The following is a 22921-nucleotide window of genomic DNA, read 5'->3' on the forward strand; positions in this document are numbered from 1 at the left end:
CATTTACCTACTCTCTTAAATTAAATAAACTCAATCATTGTATAGAATCATTTTATATTATTTAAATATAGAAAAAAAACTCCTTTTACTAAAAAGTAAAAAGGAGTAATAAATTATAATGCTTCTTGGCGAACAATTGCGCAATATTGCCAAAAGATCCTTAATTGTGCGATGTTCCAGTTATTCATACCCATAGTGAAACCTGAAGGTCTAAAAAGATTAACGTCTGTCACCTCTAAAGCAGCTGCAATTAAATATTGCAAAGGAATACTAATGCTTTGCATTGTTTCTGTAATTCCATTTTCATCATATACCCAAGAAAAGGGTAAATCAGATTCAAATACATCTACTTTATTAAAAATTTCAGGTAAAGCAACAATGTAACAAGCTCCATTTACAATTGGATTCACTGAATTTTCACCATAGTATACTAATAATGCCTCATAGTTTTCACGATGTTCATGATTAACATAAAAGAATTCACTTCTAAATAAAGCCATGTCTTGACTATGAATAATTTGTTGTTCTAATACGTTAAACATACCGTTAATATTAGCAATTTTTTCATATGTTTTGCGTGACATTCTACGTGCTCCTCTCAAATTAATATAATTGATTTATTTCATTTTGATTGTTGAAGTCGTTTGAGTTGTCTAGATTGTTGCTATTGACTTGATTACTCGTTTGATCTTGCTGAACCATAGTACTATCAGATGGATTTTGTTCTGATTGTGATTGCGTAGAAGGGTTAGTATCATTATTTTGAATAGAGTTTTCATCTGTTGTGGTATCTTTTTGATTATTTTCTAACAGAAACGAATCAATAGGTGTTAACGGTACTAGATTGCCATAATGTTTAATGACTCTTTCATCCAATAAATCATTCTTATCTGTTATTTTAGATAGTCCTAAATCAGAACGCAATAAATTTGAATATTTTAATATGCTCTTAATGCTAGGGTGATAATAGTAGATACCATTTAAATAATCATTGTCACCTTTAAGTTGAGACTTTTTAAAGTCTATATTATCAGATAAATAAATTGAAGCTATCGATTTAATTTCTTCTGTTGTTAGGTTATGTTTAGCATTTTTACCTACTATTTGAACGAGTTCATCTAGTCTGTCATATGAATCTAAATTTTTTGCTTTCTGAAATAAAATTTTGATTAAATCCATTTGTCTCTCGCCACGTTTTAAATCTGAATCGTGATGACGCGTGCGTGCTACAGCCAAAGCTTCATCACCATTTAATTTGTGATACCCTTTTTTAACTTTGATTCTTCCAGTATCATCTGTGTTAGGTTCATCTAAATCATAAGGTACATCGTAATAAATACCACCTAATTTATCTACCGCTTGAACAAAGGCATCCATATTAATTCGAACATAATAGTCGACAGGGACATTAAGTGTGGCTTCAACAGTATCCATAGTAGCAATAGGACCTCCATAGGCATGTGCGTGTGTAATTTTATCGTAATAACCTACTTTAGGAATATAACTGATTGTATCACGAGGAATACTTAATAAACGGATTTGTTGTTTATTTGGACTAAGTGTTGCTAAAATCATTGAATCAGTTCTTGAATGTTCAGTCGTTTGACCATTTTTACGTCTACCTTCATTATCGTCTATCCCAAGAAATAATATTGATATAGCGTTTTTAGAAGGATTTATTTTGCTATTTCTTAAAGTAGAATGACGTTTTGCATCAGATTTATTATATGAAGATTGCAAAGCATTCTCAGAATGATGATATAAATTGACAATAAAAATGACAGGAACAACAATAAGTAATAATGTTAATAGCATCATAAAATATTTTAAAAAACGATTCATAATTATGTGCTCCTATACGTATTTATTAAAAAAATAAGTTAATAATTTAATCATACCATTTTAATATAAAAGAATAATAATTATTACTCCCATAGCCATAAATTGTATTACTAATTGGCTAAAATTACAACTTAATTTTAATATAAAAAGATAATGTTTAAAAACTTTTATTTACAATGAAGCAGGCTTGAAAATTTACTTTATCGGTCTAAAGAATGATGTAATAAAAAATAGTCGGAGTAAGATATATTAAAGATGATATTTTAGGGGGGATAATATATAATATAATTTATTGAAAGAATAAAAAATTAATAAAATAGTGTAGAGTTAATAGTTTTTATTAAATTGTAATGAGGCAGCAAATGAAAAAAAGAATAGAAATAATAACATTAATCATAGTTTTAATCATCTTAGTAACATTATTCGTTATATTCTTAATGAAAGTATATAAAACAAATCATAAAGATACAGAATATAACAAAATTAATGATAATAAAACGTATTTACAAAAAAGAGATTATCATGTATCGAAATTGCCACATTTAAAGATAATTGAAGTCGAAGAACCACATATCAAAAATATTGATGAATATTTAAAAGCAATTCATTTTAATGGGGCAGTTACAGTTCTTGAAAATGGTAAATTAAAGTTGAATAAAGGATACGGTTATCAAAATTTTCATCATAAAACTAAAAACTCACCAAATACAATGTATTTAATTGGTTCCGCACAGAAATTTACAACTGGATTAATTCTAAAAAAATTAGAAAATGAAAATAAAGTGAATATAAATGATTCTGTCACTAAATATTTACCTTGGTTTGAAACGACAAAAAAGATAACTTTAAAAGATCTAATGTTACATAGAAGTGGGCTATATAAATTTGAAGCTTCTCCTAAAACTAAAAGTCTTGATGGTGCAGTACATGCAATACAAGCAAGGGGAATTGATGAAAAATTTTATCATAAACATTTATATAATGATGCTAATTACTTAGTGCTTGCTCAAGTAATAGAAGTAGTCACACATAAACCCTATGCTGCGAATTATTATGATGATTTAGCACAACCATTTAGTTTACAACATAGTGCTTTCTTTAATGAAAAACCATATAAAAAATATATGGCTACAGGATATAAAATGATTGACGGTAAATTAACTGCTATGAAACCAAATATATTAGCTCAATATTATGGAGCGGGTAATTTATATATGACAACATATGATATGGCTCATTTAGTAAATAATTTAAAAAATAATAATATTTTTAGTGAATCAGTGTCAATACCACTGACTCAGCAATTAGGAACAACAGCATATCCTGAATCTTATCGTTACGGATTTTATGTTACACCGCAATATAACAGAATTAATGGTGTATTCTATGGACAAATATTTACCGTCTATTTCAATCAACATTATGTCATCGTACTTGCTTCAAATATAGGTGATAATTCTAAAGTAACAAATGAAAATCGAATCTCATATATTTATCATAAAATACTAAATCAACAATCTTATTATCAATAAGAGTAAAATTAAATATTAAAAGGTCGGAACATTAATTGTTTCGACCTTTAATTTTTTAAAGTATTTAAAAATATTGTTTTATAATGTTCATTTATACTTGATACGACTACAGAACAATTAGGATAGGAAGATTCAAAATCAACTACAGTAGCACCACGAGTCAGTGACCCTTGTAATTCAATTTGCACATCTGCTTCTTTAATTTCATAACTCTTAGGATCAAGTAAATAAAGAATTGTAAATGCATCATATAGTTTTATTCCTTCTTTAAAATCTTCACCGCGATAGTGTTGGAAAATATGATACAACATTTGTGTTGTGTTGTTTTTATCTTTAAGAGTGTCTAAATAAGAATGAGTAAATAATGATTGACGCGCTAAATCTAAGCCAATCATCGTTAAAGGTAAACCAGCATTAAAAACGATATGAGCTGCTTCAGGATCACAATAAATATTAAATTCAGCTAGGGGAGTAACATTACCTCTTCCAGTACTACCACCCATCATAATAATTTCTTTAACATGGTTTTTGCATTCAGGATACGTATTAAAAAGTAGAGCTATATTTGTTAAAGGGCCTAAAGTTACAAGAGTAATAGGTTCATTAGAATGACTTAATATCTCATTCATAGCTTCTACAGCATGAGAAGACGCTAAATCTGAAGTAGAAATTGTAGGGAATTGATAGCCATCCATACCACTTTCTCCATGAATATGACTAGCATCTTGTATTTCACTTATTAATGGTTGAGAAGCTCCTCTATGAATAGGGACCTCACTGTTGAAAAAGGCTTTTAATTTTAAAGCATTCGCTGTGGTTTTCTCAACACCTACATTTCCATTTACAGTAGAAATCATTTTGACATCAAATTTTGTATGAGATAATGCAAGAGCGATTGCTGCTGCATCATCTATACCTGGATCAGTATCAATAATAATAGGTAATGACATGAATACACCTCCAAAGATTTTTACTTTTTCTTATATCTATCATACACAAAGAAGTAATTAATATAAACAAAACAAAAAGCCTGTACAAGTTAAAAAACTCGTACAGGCTTTTTAAGAAAGGTAGAAATTGAATTATAAGTGACTAGAATGTCCACCTTGCATAACCCAATAAGTACCAATAACTGTGATTAAAGTAATAATAATCGCAAAGATAACTTTGGCAGATTGTAAACGTCCATCTTTACCTTCAGTTAAGTGCATGAACATTAATAATTGTAATGCAGCTTGGATGAAAGCAAAACCAAAGATAATTGTTGTTTTAGCATGGAATGTCATGTTTGTGTATAGAGTTACAAAAACTGCTAATAACGTTAAAACGATTGAAGCAATAAAGCCAACTGTATGTTTTACGATTGTGTTCATCCGCTATACACCATCCCTATCATATATACGGCAGTAAAGATGAAGATCCATACAACATCTAAGAAGTGCCAGTATAAACTTACTATAAATAATTTTGGAGCATTAAATTTATTTAATCCACGTGTTGCTACTTGGATTAATAAACAAATAATCCAACCGATACCTAATGAAACATGGGCACCATGTGTACCTAATAGGATGAAGAAACTTGACCAGTAAGAGCCTACTTTAGGTGTTACACCTTCAGAAGCATAATGTGCAAATTCATAAATTTCGAATCCGACAAATACTAAGCCAAGGATTACTGTTAAAATCATCCAAAACATCATTTTACCTTTTTCTTCTTTACGTAAGTAGTAAATTGAAATACCACAAGTATAAGAACTGATTAATAAGGCAAATGTCATGATTAGGACAAGTGGTAATTCAAACAATTCAGTTGTCAATTTACCACCGTAACCGCCCCCATGTTGCAACGTTAATAACGCTGCAAATAGGGTACCGAATAATGCAAATTCGGCTGTAAGGAAAATCCAGAAGCCAAGTTTATTCAATTGACCTTCATGCGTACGTGAATCAATAGTGTTTGTATCATGACTCATGACCTACAGCCTCCCTTTCTTTAATACGTGCTTCTCTTAAACGTGCTTCGTTTTCAGCAACTTCAGAAGCTGGAATATGATAACCGTGATCTTGTACGAAACTTTGATAAATCATAGTTCCGAAGATACCAGCTACACAAATTAGGAATGGAATGATAGATTCGAAGATTAAGAAGAAACCACCAACTAACATGAATATACCCATAAATACACCAGTATGTGTGTTGTTAGGCATATGAATGTCTTTGTAGTTATGATTGTCTAAGAAATGACGACCATGTTCTTTCATATCAACAAATGTATCATAGTCATTCCAATCTGGAGTGATTGCGAAGTTGTATTTAGGTGGAATAGCAGAAGCTGTTGACCACTCTAAAGTACGACCTAAACCATCCCAGTTATCTCCAGTTGCTTCACGTGGAGATTTAATGTGGCTGTAGATAATGCTTGCTACTAAGAATAGGAAGCCGACTGCCATCATTAATGCACCGATAGTTGAGATGAAGTTTAATAACCACCAACCATCAGATGGCATATATGTGTATAAACGACGTGGCATACCGTCTAAACCAAGAATGAATTGTGGTAAGAAACATACGTTAAATCCAATCATGAATAACCAGAATGCCCATTTATTTAATTTTTCATTTAATTTGTAACCCATCATTTTAGGATACCAGAAGATTAAACCAGCTAGACAGGCAAATACTACACCAGTAACCAATGTATAGTGGAAGTGAGCTACTAAGAAATAAGTGTTGTGATATTGATAGTCAGCTGATGCCATTGCTAACATTACACCAGTAACCCCACCTAATAAGAAGTTAGGGATAAAGGCTAATGAGAATAACATTGGTGACTCAAAAGTAATACGTCCTTTATATAATGTTAATAACCAGTTAAATAATTTAACTCCGGTAGGTACACCGATTAACATTGTTGAGATTGAGAAGAATGAGTTAATTAAAGCACCATTACCCATTGTGAAGAAATGGTGAACCCAAACTAAGAAACTTAAGAACGCGATACCAGCAGTTGCCCACACCATACTTTGGTGACCGAATAAACGTTTACGAGCAAATGTTGGAATAATTTCTGAATAAATACCAAATGCAGGCAAGATAACGATATAAACTTCAGGGTGCCCCCATACCCAGAAGAAGTTTGCCCATAACATTGGCATACCGCCATCTGCTACTGTAAAGAAATGAGTTCCGAATACTCTATCAGCTGTCATTAAAGCAAGAACAACTGTGAATACTGGGAATGCTAAAATTACGATTAATGTCGTAATAAAAGTAGTTACAGTAAACATAGGCATTTGCATAAACTTCATAGTAGGTGTTTTACATCTAAGTATTGTTACAAAGAAGTTAATACCTGTCATTAAAGTACCGATACCTGAAATTTGAATTGCTACTAAGTAGTAGTTAACTCCTGGACCAGGACTAAATTCTCCTGCTAGTGGAGCATAGTTTGTCCAACCAGCTGCTGGTGATCCACCTACGATAAATGATAGGTTAAATAAAATCATACCAACAAAGAATAACCAGAAGCTGATGTTGTTCATTACAGGGAATGCCACATCACGAGCCCCAATTTGTAAAGGAACAACAACGTTCCATAAACCGAAAACGAATGGCATAGCCATAAAGATAATCATGATAACGCCGTGCGTACTAAAAATTTCGTTATAGTGATTTGATTCCAAGAAAGTATTATCCGGAATAGTTAATTGAGTACGAAGTAATAACGCATCAATACCACCACGAACGAACATTAATACTGCACAAATTAAGTACATTAAACCGATTTTTTTATGGTCTACGGATGTGAACCATTCTTTGTATAGATATTTCCATAATTTGAAATAAGTAATTACTGCGATTAAACCGATAACTAAGAATGGAGCACCAATTTGTGCCATAGTAATCATCCAGTTACCTTTAACGAGTAATTCATCCCATGGAAAATTCATTAATGTTCACCTCCATGATCATTATCTGCTTTAGACGCATTCTCGTCTTTAGCTCCTTTATTGATTTTTTCCATTTCCTTAGCGTTGTGAGTTTCTTCATCTTTGAACTCACTATCGTAAGGGTCATCGTTGCCTAAAATCATTGGCTTCATACCATGACGAGGATAGTTGACATTTGTAACTGTTACCTTACGAGCTGGTTTTTGAGGTTTATCTGTTACATCTTTGTAAAGATCTTTTTCAGCAACGAAGTTAGGATCTTTTTGAGTATAGTTGTAACGTTTATATGCATAGAAGATATACTCTGGATCAGCTGCAGGATCGACAAATGCCATGTGAGTACCACTAAATGTTAATTCTTTATTTGGAGTACTTGGTAAGATTTGTTTATCAAACTCATCTTGGCTAATAGTTTTCTTACTTTTAGCATCTTTAACCCAAGCATCGAAATCTTTTTGGTCTACAGAGTGAACTTTAAATGTTTGGCGAGAGAAACCTTCACCATTGAAGTTAGAGTTACGTCCTCTGAATGTACCAGCTTGATCGGCTGTTAAAGTCCAATTCATTGTCATGCCAGTCATGGCATATTTTTGACCACCTAATTGAGGAATCCAGAAACTAGTCATTGTATCCATAGATTGTAATTTAAATACCACTGGACGGTTTTTAGGAATAGTTAATGTATTCACTGTTTCAACCTTTTGTTCTGGATAAGCAAAGAACCATTTATATCCGGCACTAACTGCATAGACAACTAATGGATCTTCCTTACTTTCAGGTGGTTTCTCGTAATCGTATAATGTTTTAACTGTTGGAATAGCTAAAGCAATTACGATTAAGATTGGTACCACAAACCAAATTGTTTCAATTAAAGAATTGTGGTGCATCTTACCAGATTCGTCATTTTTATTGTAACTATACTTGAAAATAAAAACAGCGAACATAGTAAGTACAACAGCAACAATAACAAGCATGAAGATGATTGAGTAAATAATCAAGAACTTCTGACTACTTGCTACTGGCCCTTTTGCATTAAACACTTCTATGTTTGAACAACCACTAAGTAAAATTAGTGTGCCAAACATAAGAAGCAACGACTTAAATTTTGACACTTTTTTGACCTCCTAATACTACAAATGTAGGGCTTACCATTAATTTTAGTTTATTACGCGATATTTACAAGACCTTATTAGAAAAAAATTACAATAATAAATAGGAAAAAACTAGTAACAATAGGAATGACGGGGAATGTAAGATTTGTTAAAATTATGTGTCTATTCTGTGAAAAATGTCAAAAATAGAAAATTGTTCGTTACATTTGAGAAACATTATCAATTCTAGCGTTTACAATAAAAATTAAATAAAAAAGACGAGATATTCATCTCGTCTTTTTCAGAAAATTGACACATTTATTTAACTTTTATGTAACGTGTTGATGATTCTTCGGCTCCCTCTGAGTCGATGACATTATATCTTACTTTATAAGTACCTACTTTTGACGTATCTACGTGACCATCAACTGTAATTTTATGTGTTAAATCACCATCTTCTTTATCATAGGCACTAATTCCATTTAATACATTATAATCTTGACCTTTTTCAATAACAATATCGTTTACTCCTTTAAGCTGTGGAGTATGATTTGAAGTAGCTTCTGCACTTAAATTTGGAGTCACAAGAGTAGCGGAGACACCGAGAGCTGAAAGAGATTGTATGAGTTTATTCATTACGTTAACCTCCGAATGTAATAAGTCATTTGAATAATTTAACTATACTTTAATTTCTGATTTTTAACATCATACTATAGTCTTAATATAGCTTATTCAAGATTAAATTTAAATGAACTTAAGATAAATAAATATTAAATTTATGTAAAATGAAAGTTCTGTGAATTTAAAAAAATCTATATTACATTATAATAAGTATTGTACTAAAATATATTTGTAGTAAATAAATATATTTTACACATATAATTTTAAGTAGGAGTGGATTTGAATGTTAACAGAACAAGAAAAAGGAATTGTAAAAGAAACTGTTCCAGTATTACAAGAAAGAGGAACAGAGATCACTTCTTATTTTTACAATAGAATGTTTCAACAACATCCAGAGTTAAAAAATATGTTTAACCAAACTAACCAACAAAAAGGATTCCAATCTACTGCTTTAGCTCAAAGTGTATTAGCAGCTGCAGTTAATATTGAGCATTTAGAAAATATTTTGCCAGTTGTTAAAGAAATTGCATATAAACATTGTGCGTTGCAAGTACCACCAGCTGGATATGATATCGTAGGAGAAAACTTAATTGAAGCAATTAAAGCTGTTTTAGGATTAGAAGATAGTCATCCTATTATTCAAACTTGGAAAAAAGCATATCAAGAAATTGCTGATGTATTTATTAAAGTTGAAAAAGATATTTATAGTAAAATGTTATGGGAAGGTTTCCAACCATTTAAAATAGAAAAAATTGACCAACTTTCATCTGATATTAAATCCTTTACTGTAGTATCAGATAAATATGATTTAAGTCAATTTACACCAGGAGAATATATTACAGTTGATGTAAGTAGTGAAAAAATGCCTTATCGTGCAAAACGTCACTATTCAATTGTTAGTGGCGATAACAATCATTTAACTTTTGCTGTCAAACGTGATGTATCTACAGACCATGAAGGTGAAGTTTCAACTATTTTACATGATGAATTAAAAGAAGGAAATGATATTAACTTATCAGCTCCAGTAGGTCCATTTGGTGTGGTTAACCAAAATCAACCACAAGTATTTATTGGTGCGGGTATTGGTGTCACACCACTTGTTTCAATGTTTGATAAAGTAGCTGAAAATGGAAGTCATGCACAGTTTATTCAAGTAACTGGAGACGTTAACGATACACCATTCACTTCTCATTTAAAAGATATTTCAAAACGCTACGACAACGCGAAATATGAATTATATGATAGACAAGCTAAAGGTTATTTAACTAAAGAAACTCTTGAAAATTATGTGAATAATGATAGTGAAGTATATGTTTGTGGAAGTGCTAAATTTATTCAATCAGTGATTGAAGTATTAAAAGAAATAGGCGTAAGCCAAGAACATATTCATTATGAAACATTTGTTCCAAAATTAAGTGTTTCAGTATAAATGTAATATATTATTAAAAAAAGAGAGAGGCATAATTAATTTGAAATTATGTCTCTCTCTTTTTTAATAATAAACGTTTGAATTTAAATTATTCAATGCCTCTACGCATTTTTTCAGCTAATAATGTATTATTTAAAACCATCGTAATAGTTAAAGGACCTACACCGCCTGGTACTGGAGTAATAGCACCTGCAATTTCTTTTACTTCTTCAAATTCAACGTCACCTTTTAGTTTGCCATTTTCATCAGGAGTATTACCTACATCCACAATCACTGCGCCTTCTTTTACATCGTCTTTAGTAACTAATCCAGGTTTACCTACTGCACTGACGATAACATCTGCATGTTTTAAATGGCTATGCATATCTTTAGTACGTGAATGTAAGATTGTTACTGTCGCATTTGCTTGTAATAATAACTTAGACACGGGTTGACCTACAATGTGACTTCGGCCAATTACGACAGCATTTTTACCTTCTAAATCGATATCTGCATGTTTTAAAATTTCCATAATTCCTAATGGTGTACAAGGAACAAACGTTTGTTCATCAATGTATAATTTACCAATGTTTGATGGGTGAAAACCATCAACGTCTTTTTCTGGATTAATTGCTTCTAAAATTTTTTGTTCGCTAACCTGTTTAGGAAGAGGTACTTGGACTAAAATACCACTTACCGAATCATCATTATTTAAACGATCTAGTTCTTTTAATACGTCTTCTTCAGAAGTATCTTCAGATAAATGAACAATTTCAGATATCATCCCTATTTTTTCAGCAGCTTTCTTTTTAGAATTAACATAGCTTTGACTTGCACCATCATTCCCAACTAAAATAACGGATAATTTTGGTGTATATCCCTTTTCTTTTAAAGTTTCAACTTGGTCTTGCAACCCTTGTCTATAATCTTTTGCAATATGTTTCCCATCTAAAATTTTTGCAACCACAAAAAACTCCTCCTTGTTTATTAAACATCTGTCTATAGATTAACTTTAAAGGTATAAAAACGTCAAATTTTAGCTAAAAAGCGTAAATTAAGTTAAGAAACATAGATAAAGTTCGATTTTTGATTGAAATTAAATCTTATACTTGGTATGCTATACGTGTAATATACAACTAATAAGATTTATATTTTAAACTTTGAAAGGGTGTACAAAGTGAAAGTAGCAGTCATTATGGGTAGTTCCTCAGACTGGAAGATTATGCAAGAAAGTTGTGCAATGTTAGAACAATTTGAAATACCATATGAAAAGAAAGTAGTGTCAGCACATCGTACGCCAAAGTTAATGTTTGATTTTGCAAGTGAAGCACGTACAAACGGTTATGACGTTATTATTGCTGGCGCTGGTGGTGCAGCACATTTACCTGGGATGGTTGCTTCAATGACAACGTTACCTGTTATCGGTGTACCTATTGAATCTAAAAGTTTAAAAGGACTAGATTCACTATTGTCTATTGTTCAAATGCCTGGTGGAATTCCTGTTGCTACAACGGCAATCGGTAAATCTGGGGCTAAAAATGCTGGTATTTTAGCAGCGAGAATTTTAAGTATTGGAAATGATTCAGTTCGTAAACATCTTGAACAATATGAACAATCTTTAGTAGATAAGGTAGGCGAAATGCAAGATGAACTTCAATAGATTAAAGTTCGGAGCAACAATTGGTATTATTGGTGGAGGACAATTAGGTAAGATGATGGCACAATCTGCCCAAAAAATGGGCTTTAATGTAGCGTGTTTAGATCCTAATCCAGATAGTCCATGTAAATCAGTAGCAGATGTTTTTATCACGGCAGAGTATGATGATGAAGAAGCCTTAAACAAATTGGGTCAACAATCAGATGTGATTACTTATGAATTTGAAAATATATCTGCTCAACAACTTAAGCAACTAACTCAACAATTTAACATTCCTCAAAGTTATCAAGCAATTGAATTATTACAAGATCGTTTAACTGAAAAACAAACATTAGAATCTGCAGGTACGAAAATTGTTCCTTATGTATCTTTAAAAGATGAAAAAGATTTGAATCAAGCAATTGAAACATTAAGTTATCCATTTATCGTAAAAACACGTTTTGGTGGATATGATGGTAAAGGACAAATTTTAGTGAAAAATGATTCCAATGTTGAAGAAGCTAAAGTACTTGTTTCAAAACATGAATGTGTGGCAGAAAAATTTTTAGATCTCGATCGAGAAGTATCTTTAACTGTAACGATTGGTAATCAAAAACAAATTGCTTATTTCCCACTACAAGAAAACGAGCATCGTAATCAAATACTATTTAAAACTATTATTCCAGCTAGATGCGATAAAGAGCAAGAAGCGAGAAAAGAAGTAGATAAAATAATCGAAAAAGTTCACTTTGTTGGTACTTTTACCGTGGAATTCTTTATTGATAAATCAAATCACTTATATGTAAATGAAATTGCACCGAGACCACATAACTCTGGACATTATACGATTGAAGCATGTGATTATTCTCAATTTGATACACATATCTTAGCAGTAACTGGTCAAGATTTACCTCAAGAGATTGAAATTTTAAAACCAGCTGTGATGATGAATTTACTAGGACGCGATTTAGACTTATTAGAAGATAAATTTGGAGATCATCCTGAATGGCATGTCCACATCTATGGAAAAACAGAACGAAAATCGGATAGAAAAATGGGGCATATGACCATTCTTACAAATAATGTTAATGAAACTGAAAATGAAATGTTGAAACAATTTAAAGGGAGAGAATAATCAATGTCATTACTTTATGAAGGTAAAGCAAAAAGAGTATTTTCAACTGAAACAGTACATCAGTTGAGAGTTGAATACAAAGATGAAGTCACAGCAGGTAACGGCGCCAAAAAGGATAAGATGCAAGGGAAAGGACGTTTAAATAATCGAATTACTTCAATTATTTTCGAATATTTAAATAAACATGGCCTTGAAAGCCATTTTATTAAACAGCTTTCTGAAACTGAGCAATTAGTTAAAGAAGTAAAGATTATACCACTAGAAGTAGTTGTAAGAAATATTGCAACAGGTTCTATTACGAAACGTTTAGGTTTTGAAAAAGGCCATGTATTTGACGAACCACTTGTAGAGTTCTTTTATAAAAATGACGATTTAAATGATCCATTGATTACTGATGATCATGTCAAATTACTTCATATTGCTAATGATGAGGAAATTAAGACATTAAAAGATATGGCTAAAAATATTAATAAAGTATTAATTCAATTAATGAATGAAATGGATTTAAGATTAGTAGATTTTAAAGTTGAATTTGGAAAAACAGAAAATGGTGATATTTTATTAGCGGATGAAATTTCACCAGATACTTGTCGTATTTGGGATAAATATTCAGATACGAATTTCGATAAAGATGTATATAGAAATGATACAGGTTCTTTAATAGATACGTATCAAACATTTTTGGATAAATTGGAGGAACTAAAATAATGAAAACAATTGAACTTCACATTACATTACAACCACAGGTATTGGATACACAAGGTCAAGCATTAAATCGTGCTGTGCATGACTTAGGTTATAAACAAGTTAATGACATTAGAGTAGGTAAAGTATTATATATGACTGTTGATGAAGCTACAGATGAAGCAGTAAATAATATTATTACGACATTAAGTGAAAAGTTATTTGCTAATACGGTTATTGAAGAATATAGTTATAAAATTGTTGATGAAAAGGAGAATGCATAATATGAAATTTGCAGTTCTCGTTTTTCCAGGATCTAACTGTGATAGAGATATGTATAATGCGGCTATTAAAACAGGTGCAGAAGCTGAATATGTAGATTATCGTGAAACATCTTTAAAAGGTTTTGACGGGGTATTAATTCCAGGTGGTTTTTCATTTGGTGACTATTTACGTTCAGGGGCTATGGCAAGTGTCGCTCCAATTATTAGCGAAGTGAAACGTTTTGCCAGTGAAGGTAAGCCCGTTTTAGGTGTATGTAATGGATTCCAGATTTTAACTGAGATAGGACTATTACCCGGCGCCTTATTACATAATGATTCACATCTATTTATTAGTAGAAATGAAAAACTGAAAATTGTTAATAATCAAACTCCTTTTACTAATTTATATGGAGAAAATGAAATTGTTGTTTATCCTGTAGCACATGGAGAAGGACATTATTATTGTACAGATGATATGTACAATGAATTAGTTGAAAATAATCAAATTATTTTAACATATGAAGATAACCCGAATGGGTCTCATGAACATATTGCAGGTATTGTAAATAAAGCAGGCAATGTATGTGGAATGATGCCTCATCCTGAAAGAGCACTTGAAACACTTCTTGGTACAGACAGTGGTGTTAAATTATTCGAAGCAATGGTAAATAGTTGGAGGGAACAAAATGTCTAAGTTTATCGAACCTAGTATTGAAGAAATTAAACTTGAAAAACTATATCAAGACATGGGTTTAAGTGATGAAGAATATAATAAGGTACGTGAGATTTTAGGAAGAGAGCCTAACTTTACAGAAGTAGGTATTTTCTCAGTCATGTGGAGTGAACATTGCTCTTATAAACATTCTAAACCTTTCTTAAAGCAATTCCCGACAACTGGCGAGCATGTCCTTATGGGACCAGGTGAAGGTGCTGGAGTTGTAGATATTGGTGATAATCAAGCGGTAGTTTTCAAAGTAGAATCTCACAATCATCCTTCAGCAATCGAACCTTATCAAGGTGCAGCTACTGGTGTAGGAGGTATCATCAGAGATATCGTATCGATTGGAGCAAGACCCATTAACCTACTAAATAGTTTGCGATTCGGTGAATTATCAGTAAAACAAAATCAACGTTTATTAAAAGGCGTTGTCCGTGGTATTGGTGGTTACGGTAATTGTATTGGTATACCAACTACAGCAGGAGAAATCGAATTCGATGAACGTTACGATGGAAATCCGCTTGTCAATGCAATGTGTGTAGGTGTTATCGATCACGATATGGTACAAAAAGGTACTGCTAAAGGTGAAGGAAATTCAGTCATTTATGTAGGCCTTAAAACTGGACGTGATGGTATTCATGGTGCCACATTTGCATCTGAAGAATTAACTGAAGAAAGTGAAAGTAAACGACCTTCAGTACAAATTGGTGACCCATTTGTAGGTAAAAAATTAATGGAAGCCACACTTGAAGCAATCACATTTGATGAACTTGTAGGTATCCAAGATATGGGAGCAGCAGGTCTTACCTCTTCTTCATCAGAAATGGCTGCTAAAGGCGGTAGTGGATTAGTACTGTATCTAGATCAAGTCCCAACACGTGAACCAGGAATCTCACCATATGAAATGATGTTATCTGAAACACAAGAAAGAATGTTACTTGTTGTTGAAAAAGGAACAGAACAAAAGTTCTTGGACTTATTTGATAAACATGAACTTGATAGTGCAGTAATTGGTGAAGTAACGGATACTGACCGCTTCGTTCTTAAATACGAAGATGAAGTGTATGCAGATATTCCTGTTGATGCACTAGCTGATGAAGCACCTGTCTATATTTTAGAAGGTGAAGAAAAAGAATATAATACCTCAAAAAATGATTATAGTGAGATCAATGTACAAGATGTATTTAAGAAATTATTAAAGCATCCAACAATTGCTTCGAAACATTATTTATATGAACAATACGATCAACAAGTAGGTGCTAATACCATTATTAAACCTGGACTACAATCATCTGTAGTAAGAGTTGAAGGAACAAATAAAGCCATTGCTTCAACCATTGATGGTGAAGCTCGATATGTATTTAATCAACCTTACGAAGGTGGAAAAATGGTTGTGGCAGAAGCTTATAGAAATTTAATTGCTGTAGGCGCAACACCATTAGCTATGACAGACTGTTTAAATTATGGTTCTCCAGAAAAGAAAGAAATTTACCAACAATTAATTGATTCTACAAAAGGTATGGCAGAAGCTTGTGAAGTATTAAAAACACCGGTAGTATCAGGAAACGTTTCTTTATATAACGAAACTAGAGGAACTTCTATTTTCCCTACACCAGTAGTAGGAATGGTAGGACTCATTGAAGATATTCAATATTTAAATGATTTCCATCCAGAAACAGGGCATACATTATATCTTGTAGGAGAAACAAGAAATGATTTTGGTGGAAGTCAAATTGAAAAACTTTTATATAGTAAAGTCAATCATGAGTATGAAGAAATTGATTTAGGTGATGAAGTGGCAAAAGGCGAAGCAATAAAAACATTTATTAGAAATGGAATTGCTTCTCATGTACAAACTGTAGGTAAAGGCGGTTTACTTATTACGCTTGCTAAAATAAGTGCTTATTATAATTTAGGATTAGAAGCAAAAGTAGAACTCTCTGATGCACAATTATTTAGTGAAACACAAGGACGTTATGTCGTTGCAGTCAAAGAAGGACAAACACTAGATGTAGATGGAGCTATTAAAATTGGTGAATTAACAGATGTTGATGAATTTAAAGTATCTAATACTACATCTACAATTACAGAAAAAGTCTCAGATATTAAAGCAATTTGGGAAGGAGCTATTTCAGAATGTTTAACTACAGTGGATTAAACGAAGAATGCGGTGTCTTTGGCATTTGGAATCATTCAGAAGCAGCTCAGTTAACTTATATGGGATTGCATAGTTTACAACATAGAGGGCAAGAAGGTGCAGGGATTGTAGTTTCTGATGAAGATACTCTAAAGGGTGAACGTGGTTTAGGTTTACTTACTGAAGCCATTAAAGAACCACAACTTAATAAACTAAAAGATGGCAATCATGCTATTGGACATGTTCGTTATGCGACATCAGGAAATAAAGGTATCGAAAATATCCAACCATTTTTATATCATTTCTACGATATGAGTGTCGCAATTTGTCATAATGGTAATTTAATTAATGCACAAACTTTAAGACAGTACCTTGAAAAACATGGTGCCATTTTCCACTCATCTTCTGATACTGAAGTGATTATGCATTTAATTCGTCGTAGTAAAGCTCCTACATTTGAAGAGGCGCTAAAAGAAAGTTTACGACAAATTAAAGGCGGATTTACTTTCGCAATATTGACTAAAGACGCTTTGTATGGTGCTGTTGATCCAAATGCGATTCGTCCTCTAGTAGTTGGTAAGATGCAAGATGGAACATACATTTTAGCTAGTGAAACATGTGCCATAGATGTGCTAGGAGCAGAATATGTCCAAGATATTCATGCTGGAGAGTATGTTGTCATTAATCACAATGGCATTGAAGTAAAATCATATACAAGTCACACTAACACAGCTATTTCAGCAATGGAATATATTTACTTTGCGCGTCCAGATTCAACAATTGCTGGAAAAAATGTGCATGCAGTTCGTAAAGTTTCTGGTAAAAAATTAGCTCAAGAAAGTCCGGCTCAAGCAGATATGGTTATCGGTGTTCCAAACTCATCATTATCTGCAGCTAGTGGCTATGCTGAAGAGATTCAATTACCTTATGAAATGGGGCTTGTGAAAAACCAATATGTCGCACGAACTTTTATTCAACCTACACAAGAATTACGTGAACAAGGAGTACGCGTTAAGCTATCGGCAGTGAAAGATATTGTAGAAGGTAAAGACATTATTTTAGTTGATGACTCTATTGTAAGAGGAACAACAAGTAAACGTATTGTCAAAATGCTTAAAGATGCTGGAGCAAATAAAATACATGTACGTATAGCTTCTCCAGAATTTATGTTCCCTAGTTTTTATGGAATTGATGTGTCTACTACTGCTGAATTGATTTCTGCTAGTAAATCTCCAGAAGAAATTTGTGAGTATATTGGTGCAGATTCTCTTGCATATTTAAGTGTTGAAGGTCTTATAGAATCAATTGGATTAGATTTTGATGCACCATATAGTGGATTATGTGTAGAAAGTTTTACAGGAGATTATCCAGCAGGTCTATTTGACTATGAAGAAAACTATTTAAATAATTTAAGTACACGTCAAAAAGAATATATTGATAATCATAAACATTATTTTGATAGAGAGGGAAATATACATGTCTAAAGCTTATGAACAATCAGGTGTTGATATTCATGCAGGTTATGAAGCGGTAGAAAGAATGTCTAGTCATGTTCAACGTACAATGCGTAAAGAAGTACTTGGTGGATTAGGTGGATTTGGTGCGACTTTTGATTTATCCCAGCTTAATATGAAAGCGCCAGTATTAGTCTCTGGTACAGATGGTGTAGGAACAAAATTAAAGCTTGCCATTGATAATAATAAGCATGACACGATTGGTATTGATGCAGTTGCCATGTGTGTAAATGATATTCTTACAACGGGCGCAGAACCGCTATATTTTTTAGATTATATAGCAACAAATAAAGTTGTTCCGGAAGTGATAGAGCAAATTGTAAAAGGTGTGAGTGATGGTTGTGAAGCTACTCATACTGCTCTTATTGGTGGAGAAACAGCCGAGATGGGTGAAATGTATCACGAAGGAGAATATGACTTAGCAGGTTTTGCTGTAGGGGCAGTCGAAAAAGATGAATATATTGATGGATCTGAAGTAGAAGAGGGACAAATTATCATTGGTTTAGCTTCTAATGGAATTCATTCTAATGGGTATAGTTTAGTAAGAAAGTTAATTCAAGAATCCGGAATTAATTTGAATGATTCATTTGATGGAAGTACTTATCTTGATACATTTTTAGCTCCGACTCAATTGTATGTGAAACCTATTTTAACTTTAAAAGAAAAAGTTAAAATCAAAGGCATGAATCATATTACTGGTGGCGGATTTTATGAAAATATACCTAGAGGCTTACCTAACGGGTTAGCAGCTAAAATTGATACACAATCCTTCCCAACACCAAAAGTATTTGAATGGTTACAACAACAAGCTGACATTGAAACGAGTGAAATGTATAACGTTTTTAATATGGGCATAGGCTATACTGTCATTGTAAATAAAGAAGATGTATCTAAAGCACTTGATATCTTAAAAGAACAAGATATTGCTGCATATCAAATAGGGGAAATTGTTAAAAGTAATGATGAACCGATTTATCTTGAGGGGGTATAGATATGACTAAGGTGGCTATATTTGCCTCTGGATCAGGAAGTAACTTCGAAAATATTGTATCTAAAGTTGATAAGGGGCACCTTAATAATATAGAAATTACTTCTTTATATACAGATCATCACGATGCTTATTGCATTGAGCGTGCAAAACAGTTGAAAGTGATGGTTCATATTAATGAACCTAAAGACTTTGAAAACAAAGCAGAATATGAACAAAAATTAATTCAACTTCTTCATAGTGAAGAGGTGGAGTGGATTATCTTAGCAGGTTATATGAGATTAGTGGGACCAGACTTATTAAATGCTTATGAAGGTAAAATATTGAATATTCATCCTTCATTATTACCAAAGTACAAGGGGAAAGATGCAATTGGTCAAGCATTTAATAGTGGGGATAAGGAAACAGGTTCAACAGTTCACTATGTAGATAGTGGAATGGATACGGGAGAAATAATTGAACAACGAAAATGTGATATAAAACCGGACGATACAAAAGAAGCGTTAGAAGAACGTGTGAAACAATTAGAATATGAACTTTATCCAAGTGTAATAGCTAAAGTTATTAAATAAGGAGCATAGTTAATCATGAAAAAAGCAATTATTAGTGTTTCAAATAAAAGTGGAGTCGTGGAATTTGCTAAATCATTAACGCAATTAGATTATGAATTATATTCAACGGGCGGTACAAAACGTGCTTTAGAAGAAGCTAATGTAACTGTTAAATCTGTATCAGAGTTGACGCAATTCCCTGAAATTATGGATGGTCGTGTAAAAACGTTACATCCAGCAGTACACGGTGGTATTTTAGCAGATCGTAATAAACCTGAACATTTAGAACAATTATCAGAACAACACATTGATTTAATTGATATGGTTGTGGTCAACTTATATCCTTTCCAACAAACTGTAGCTAATCCAGATGTAACTGAAGATGATGCAATTGAAAATATCGATATTGGTGGTCCAACTATGTTACGTGCTGCAGCCAAAAATTTTAAACATGTAACAACCATTGTCCATCCATCTGATTATAATGAAGTTATTCAACGAATTAAAGAACATCGACTTGATGAATCATACCGTAAGTCATTAATGATTAAAGTATTTGAACATACAAATGAATATGATCATGCAATTGTAAGTTTCTTCAAAGGAGATAGTGAAGAATTACGATATGGTGAGAATCCTCAACAATCAGCACGTTTTGTTCGTACTTCTAATAGTAAACATACTATTGCTGGTGCGAAACAATTACATGGTAAGGCATTGAGTTTTAATAATATTAAAGATGCAGATTCAGCATTAGCATTAGTGAAAAAATTTAAAGAACCAGCTGCCGTTGCAGTTAAACACATGAATCCATGTGGTGTAGGTATTGGCACTGATATTGAAACTGCATTTAAACATGCGTATGATGCAGATAATCAGTCTATCTTTGGTGGGATCATTGCACTCAATAGAACAGTTACCAAAGATTTAGCGGAAACGTTACATTCTATTTTCTTAGAAGTTGTCATTGCACCAAAATTTGATAAAGAAGCTTTAGATATTTTAACTCAAAAGAAAAATATTCGCTTATTAGAAATTGATATGACAATTGATAATCGTGAAGAAGAATTTGTTTCAGTCTCAGGTGGATATTTGGTTCAAGATAAAGATAATTACGAAGTGTCTAAAGAAGAAATGAAGGTTGTTACAGACGTTGAACCTACCGATGCTCAGTGGGAGGCAATGCTTCTAGGATGGAAAGTTATTCCATCAGTGAAAAGTAATGCAATCATTTTAAGTAATAATAAACAGACAGTTGGAATTGGTGCAGGACAAATGAATAGAGTAGGTGCAGCTAAGATTGCATTAGAGCGCGCAATTGAAATAAATGACAATGTAGTAATGATTTCTGATGGCTTCTTCCCAATGGATGATACTGTTGAACTTGCTGCAAAACATGGTATTAAAGCTATTATTCAACCAGGCGGTTCAATTAAAGACCAAGATTCGATTGATATGGCTAACAAACATGGTATTGCTATGGTTACTACTGGTATGCGTCATTTTAAACACTAATTTAAAATAATTGAGAGAATAGAGGGAGAAAAGAAATGAATGTTTTAGTTATAGGTGCAGGCGGTCGTGAACATGCATTAGTATCAAAATTACATCAGTCGCCACTTATTGAAAAACTTTATGCTATTCCTGGAAATGATGCAATGACTCATTTAGCTGAAATACACACTGAAATTGCTGAAACCGACCATGAGGCTATTTTACAATTTGTCCACCAACATCATATAGAATGGGTGATTATTGGTCCAGAACAACCATTGATAGATGGTTTATCTAATAAATTGAGAGACAATCATGTTAAAGTCTTTGGTCCTAACAAAGAAGCAGCCCAAATTGAGGGTTCTAAATCTTTTGCTAAAAGGTTAATGGAAAAATATGATATTCCAACTGCTGATTATAAAGAAATAGACAATAAAACTGAAGCACTTAATTATGTAAATGAATGCGAATTACCTATTGTAGTCAAAAAGGATGGGTTAGCTGCTGGTAAAGGCGTAATTATTGCTAATACACGAGATGAAGCAATTGAAGCGGTAGAAGTGCTATATCCACAAGAAGATGGAAAAGTTGTCTTTGAACAATTTCTTGAAGGAGAAGAATTCTCATTAATGACATTCATTAATGGTGATTATGCAGTTCCTTTTGACTGTATTGCTCAAGATCATAAACGTGCCTATGATAATGACGAAGGTCCTAATACTGGTGGGATGGGCGCTTATTGTCCTGTTCCTCATATTTCAAATGACGTTTTAGAACGTACAAACAAAGATATTGCTCAACCAATTGCTAGAGCGTTAAAAGAAGAGGGTTATGACTATTTTGGTTTACTTTATATAGGTGCAATTTTAACTAAGGAAGGTCCTAAAGTTATTGAATTTAATGCACGATTTGGTGATCCAGAAGCGCAAGTATTGTTAAGTCGTCTAGAAAGTGACTTGATGGCACAAATCGTTGCTCTAGACCGTAAAGAACCTATTCGTTTTCAATGGATTAACGATTATGTGGTAGGAGTAATGCTTGCTTCGAAAGGCTATCCTGGATCATATGATAAAGGTGCAGAGGTTTCAGGCTTTGAATTAAATAACCATTATTTCGTTAGTGGTTTGAAAAAAGAAAATGATACATTTCTTACATCCGGCGGACGAGTTGTATTAGCCATTGGAAAAGGAAAAACTATTCAACAAGCACAAAAAGATGCTTATGGAAATGTAGAAAAAATTAAGAGTGATCAACTATTTTATCGTAAAGATATTGGAAATAAAGCGCTCAAATAAACTAAAAATAATAACCCATAGATGATAGGCACTGAACCCTTAAAATGGGAACTTAATAA

At 32.6% G+C, this 22921-nt stretch carries 22 protein-coding genes; 13 read left to right on the top strand and 9 right to left on the bottom strand.

The annotated features are described in order from the left end of the window. Window positions 1-113: 113 nt before the first annotated feature. Window positions 114-584, bottom strand: a complete 471-nt coding sequence (locus HMPREF2629_RS03400) for a DUF2538 family protein (RefSeq protein ID WP_002448219.1) — start codon at window positions 582-584, stop codon at window positions 114-116. A 19-nt stretch (window positions 585-603) separates the two neighbouring features. Continuing rightward, entirely contained in the window at window positions 604-1842 is a 1239-nt protein-coding gene (locus HMPREF2629_RS03405; protein ID WP_054105424.1) for an LCP family protein, read from the bottom strand. Between the two features lie 362 nt (window positions 1843-2204). On the opposite strand from HMPREF2629_RS03405, the gene HMPREF2629_RS03410 reads away from it, so the two are divergent. Further along, complete coding sequence (locus tag HMPREF2629_RS03410) at window positions 2205-3374, top strand: serine hydrolase domain-containing protein (protein ID WP_017175780.1); 1170 nt, start codon at window positions 2205-2207, stop codon at window positions 3372-3374. Between the two features lie 47 nt (window positions 3375-3421). On the opposite strand, the gene rihC is transcribed toward HMPREF2629_RS03410, so the two are convergent. The 6 genes from rihC to HMPREF2629_RS03440 form a co-directional block, all read right to left on the bottom strand. Continuing rightward, window positions 3422-4324 (bottom strand): ribonucleoside hydrolase RihC, encoded by a 903-nt coding sequence (rihC, locus tag HMPREF2629_RS03415; RefSeq protein ID WP_017175779.1) that lies wholly within the window; start codon window positions 4322-4324, stop codon window positions 3422-3424. 132 nt (window positions 4325-4456) lie between these two features. Then, window positions 4457-4747, bottom strand: coding sequence for a cytochrome aa3 quinol oxidase subunit IV (gene qoxD, locus HMPREF2629_RS03420; RefSeq protein ID WP_002448242.1), 291 nt, complete (start codon window positions 4745-4747; stop codon window positions 4457-4459). Further along, window positions 4744-5349: a cytochrome aa3 quinol oxidase subunit III gene (qoxC, locus tag HMPREF2629_RS03425; protein ID WP_017175778.1), complete on the bottom strand. Its 606-nt coding sequence runs from the start codon at window positions 5347-5349 to the stop codon at window positions 4744-4746. Before qoxC ends, qoxD begins: the two co-directional genes overlap by 4 nt. Further along, window positions 5339-7327, bottom strand: a complete 1989-nt coding sequence (gene qoxB / locus HMPREF2629_RS03430) for a cytochrome aa3 quinol oxidase subunit I (protein WP_017175777.1) — start codon at window positions 7325-7327, stop codon at window positions 5339-5341. The genes qoxC and qoxB overlap by 11 nt, the downstream gene beginning before the upstream one ends. Continuing rightward, a complete protein-coding gene (qoxA, locus tag HMPREF2629_RS03435) occupies window positions 7327-8439 on the bottom strand; it encodes a cytochrome aa3 quinol oxidase subunit II (protein WP_048762314.1) in 1113 nt (370 codons plus the stop codon). Before qoxA ends, qoxB begins: the two co-directional genes overlap by 1 nt. A 297-nt stretch (window positions 8440-8736) precedes the next feature. Next, the gene (locus HMPREF2629_RS03440) at window positions 8737-9054 is read right to left on the bottom strand and encodes a DUF5011 domain-containing protein (protein WP_017175775.1); all 318 of its coding nucleotides are present in this window, start codon (window positions 9052-9054) and stop codon (window positions 8737-8739) included. A gap of 268 nt (window positions 9055-9322) precedes the next feature. On the opposite strand from HMPREF2629_RS03440, the gene HMPREF2629_RS03445 reads away from it, so the two are divergent. After that, complete coding sequence (locus tag HMPREF2629_RS03445) at window positions 9323-10468, top strand: globin domain-containing protein (protein ID WP_070813142.1); 1146 nt, start codon at window positions 9323-9325, stop codon at window positions 10466-10468. Window positions 10469-10556: 88 nt separating this feature from the next. Here the strand turns inward: HMPREF2629_RS03445 and folD are convergent, their stop codons facing one another. Continuing rightward, a complete protein-coding gene (folD, locus tag HMPREF2629_RS03450; RefSeq protein WP_017175773.1) occupies window positions 10557-11414 on the bottom strand; it encodes a bifunctional methylenetetrahydrofolate dehydrogenase/methenyltetrahydrofolate cyclohydrolase FolD in 858 nt (285 codons plus the stop codon). A 210-nt stretch (window positions 11415-11624) separates the two neighbouring features. On the opposite strand from folD, the gene purE reads away from it, so the two are divergent. The 11 genes from purE to purD are packed head-to-tail and all read left to right on the top strand — an operon-like array spanning window position 11625 to window position 22862. Continuing rightward, a complete protein-coding gene (gene purE, locus HMPREF2629_RS03455; protein ID WP_002448044.1) occupies window positions 11625-12107 on the top strand; it encodes a 5-(carboxyamino)imidazole ribonucleotide mutase in 483 nt (160 codons plus the stop codon). Then, the gene (purK, locus tag HMPREF2629_RS03460; RefSeq protein ID WP_017175772.1) at window positions 12094-13218 is read left to right on the top strand and encodes a 5-(carboxyamino)imidazole ribonucleotide synthase; all 1125 of its coding nucleotides are present in this window, start codon (window positions 12094-12096) and stop codon (window positions 13216-13218) included. The genes purE and purK overlap by 14 nt, the downstream gene beginning before the upstream one ends. A gap of 3 nt (window positions 13219-13221) precedes the next feature. Then, the gene (gene purC, locus HMPREF2629_RS03465; protein ID WP_019835351.1) at window positions 13222-13926 is read left to right on the top strand and encodes a phosphoribosylaminoimidazolesuccinocarboxamide synthase; all 705 of its coding nucleotides are present in this window, start codon (window positions 13222-13224) and stop codon (window positions 13924-13926) included. After that, the gene (gene purS, locus HMPREF2629_RS03470; RefSeq protein ID WP_002448160.1) at window positions 13926-14186 is read left to right on the top strand and encodes a phosphoribosylformylglycinamidine synthase subunit PurS; all 261 of its coding nucleotides are present in this window, start codon (window positions 13926-13928) and stop codon (window positions 14184-14186) included. Before purC ends, purS begins: the two co-directional genes overlap by 1 nt. A gap of 1 nt (window position 14187) precedes the next feature. Next, window positions 14188-14859 carry a phosphoribosylformylglycinamidine synthase subunit PurQ gene (gene purQ / locus HMPREF2629_RS03475; protein ID WP_017175770.1) on the top strand — a complete coding sequence of 224 codons (672 nt, stop codon included), beginning with the start codon at window positions 14188-14190 and terminating at the stop codon, window positions 14857-14859. After that, the gene (gene purL / locus HMPREF2629_RS03480) at window positions 14852-17041 is read left to right on the top strand and encodes a phosphoribosylformylglycinamidine synthase subunit PurL (protein ID WP_070813143.1); all 2190 of its coding nucleotides are present in this window, start codon (window positions 14852-14854) and stop codon (window positions 17039-17041) included. Before purQ ends, purL begins: the two co-directional genes overlap by 8 nt. After that, on the top strand, window positions 17020-18504 hold the full coding sequence (gene purF, locus HMPREF2629_RS03485) for an amidophosphoribosyltransferase (protein WP_017175768.1): 1485 nt from the start codon (window positions 17020-17022) through the stop codon (window positions 18502-18504). Before purL ends, purF begins: the two co-directional genes overlap by 22 nt. Next, window positions 18497-19525 carry a phosphoribosylformylglycinamidine cyclo-ligase gene (gene purM, locus HMPREF2629_RS03490; protein ID WP_019835354.1) on the top strand — a complete coding sequence of 343 codons (1029 nt, stop codon included), beginning with the start codon at window positions 18497-18499 and terminating at the stop codon, window positions 19523-19525. The genes purF and purM overlap by 8 nt, the downstream gene beginning before the upstream one ends. 2 nt (window positions 19526-19527) lie before the next feature. After that, window positions 19528-20094 carry a phosphoribosylglycinamide formyltransferase gene (gene purN, locus HMPREF2629_RS03495; RefSeq protein ID WP_017175766.1) on the top strand — a complete coding sequence of 189 codons (567 nt, stop codon included), beginning with the start codon at window positions 19528-19530 and terminating at the stop codon, window positions 20092-20094. Between the two features lie 15 nt (window positions 20095-20109). Next, the gene (gene purH, locus HMPREF2629_RS03500; RefSeq protein ID WP_017175765.1) at window positions 20110-21588 is read left to right on the top strand and encodes a bifunctional phosphoribosylaminoimidazolecarboxamide formyltransferase/IMP cyclohydrolase; all 1479 of its coding nucleotides are present in this window, start codon (window positions 20110-20112) and stop codon (window positions 21586-21588) included. A 35-nt stretch (window positions 21589-21623) separates the two neighbouring features. After that, entirely contained in the window at window positions 21624-22862 is a 1239-nt protein-coding gene (gene purD / locus HMPREF2629_RS03505) for a phosphoribosylamine--glycine ligase (RefSeq protein ID WP_019835355.1), read from the top strand. The last annotated feature ends 59 nt before the right edge of the window (window positions 22863-22921 follow it).

It is taken from the genome of Staphylococcus sp. HMSC034C12 (assembly GCF_001835895.1).
GTDB classification, from domain to species: domain Bacteria; phylum Bacillota; class Bacilli; order Staphylococcales; family Staphylococcaceae; genus Staphylococcus; species Staphylococcus hominis.

Bases quoted from the DNA above. Each gene is read 5' to 3' on its own strand.
- purN (WP_017175766.1), top strand. From the start codon at position 19,528: ATGACTAAGGTGGCTATATTTGCCTCTGGATCAGGAAGTAACTTCGAA.
- qoxC (WP_017175778.1), bottom strand. From the start codon at position 5,349: ATGAGTCATGATACAAACACTATTGATTCACGTACGCATGAAGGTCAA.
- rihC (WP_017175779.1), bottom strand. From the start codon at position 4,324: ATGTCATTACCTATTATTATTGATACTGATCCAGGTATAGATGATGCA.
- HMPREF2629_RS03410 (WP_017175780.1), top strand. From the start codon at position 2,205: ATGAAAAAAAGAATAGAAATAATAACATTAATCATAGTTTTAATCATC.
- purH (WP_017175765.1), top strand. From the start codon at position 20,110: ATGAAAAAAGCAATTATTAGTGTTTCAAATAAAAGTGGAGTCGTGGAA.
- purK (WP_017175772.1), top strand. From the start codon at position 12,094: ATGAACTTCAATAGATTAAAGTTCGGAGCAACAATTGGTATTATTGGT.
- purQ (WP_017175770.1), top strand. From the start codon at position 14,188: ATGAAATTTGCAGTTCTCGTTTTTCCAGGATCTAACTGTGATAGAGAT.
- purM (WP_019835354.1), top strand. From the start codon at position 18,497: ATGTCTAAAGCTTATGAACAATCAGGTGTTGATATTCATGCAGGTTAT.
- purD (WP_019835355.1), top strand. From the start codon at position 21,624: ATGAATGTTTTAGTTATAGGTGCAGGCGGTCGTGAACATGCATTAGTA.
- HMPREF2629_RS03440 (WP_017175775.1), bottom strand. From the start codon at position 9,054: ATGAATAAACTCATACAATCTCTTTCAGCTCTCGGTGTCTCCGCTACT.
- HMPREF2629_RS03405 (WP_054105424.1), bottom strand. From the start codon at position 1,842: ATGAATCGTTTTTTAAAATATTTTATGATGCTATTAACATTATTACTT.
- qoxD (WP_002448242.1), bottom strand. From the start codon at position 4,747: ATGAACACAATCGTAAAACATACAGTTGGCTTTATTGCTTCAATCGTT.
- purC (WP_019835351.1), top strand. From the start codon at position 13,222: ATGTCATTACTTTATGAAGGTAAAGCAAAAAGAGTATTTTCAACTGAA.
- HMPREF2629_RS03445 (WP_070813142.1), top strand. From the start codon at position 9,323: ATGTTAACAGAACAAGAAAAAGGAATTGTAAAAGAAACTGTTCCAGTA.
- qoxB (WP_017175777.1), bottom strand. From the start codon at position 7,327: ATGAATTTTCCATGGGATGAATTACTCGTTAAAGGTAACTGGATGATT.
- HMPREF2629_RS03400 (WP_002448219.1), bottom strand. From the start codon at position 584: ATGTCACGCAAAACATATGAAAAAATTGCTAATATTAACGGTATGTTT.
- purS (WP_002448160.1), top strand. From the start codon at position 13,926: ATGAAAACAATTGAACTTCACATTACATTACAACCACAGGTATTGGAT.
- purL (WP_070813143.1), top strand. From the start codon at position 14,852: ATGTCTAAGTTTATCGAACCTAGTATTGAAGAAATTAAACTTGAAAAA.
- purF (WP_017175768.1), top strand. From the start codon at position 17,020: ATGTTTAACTACAGTGGATTAAACGAAGAATGCGGTGTCTTTGGCATT.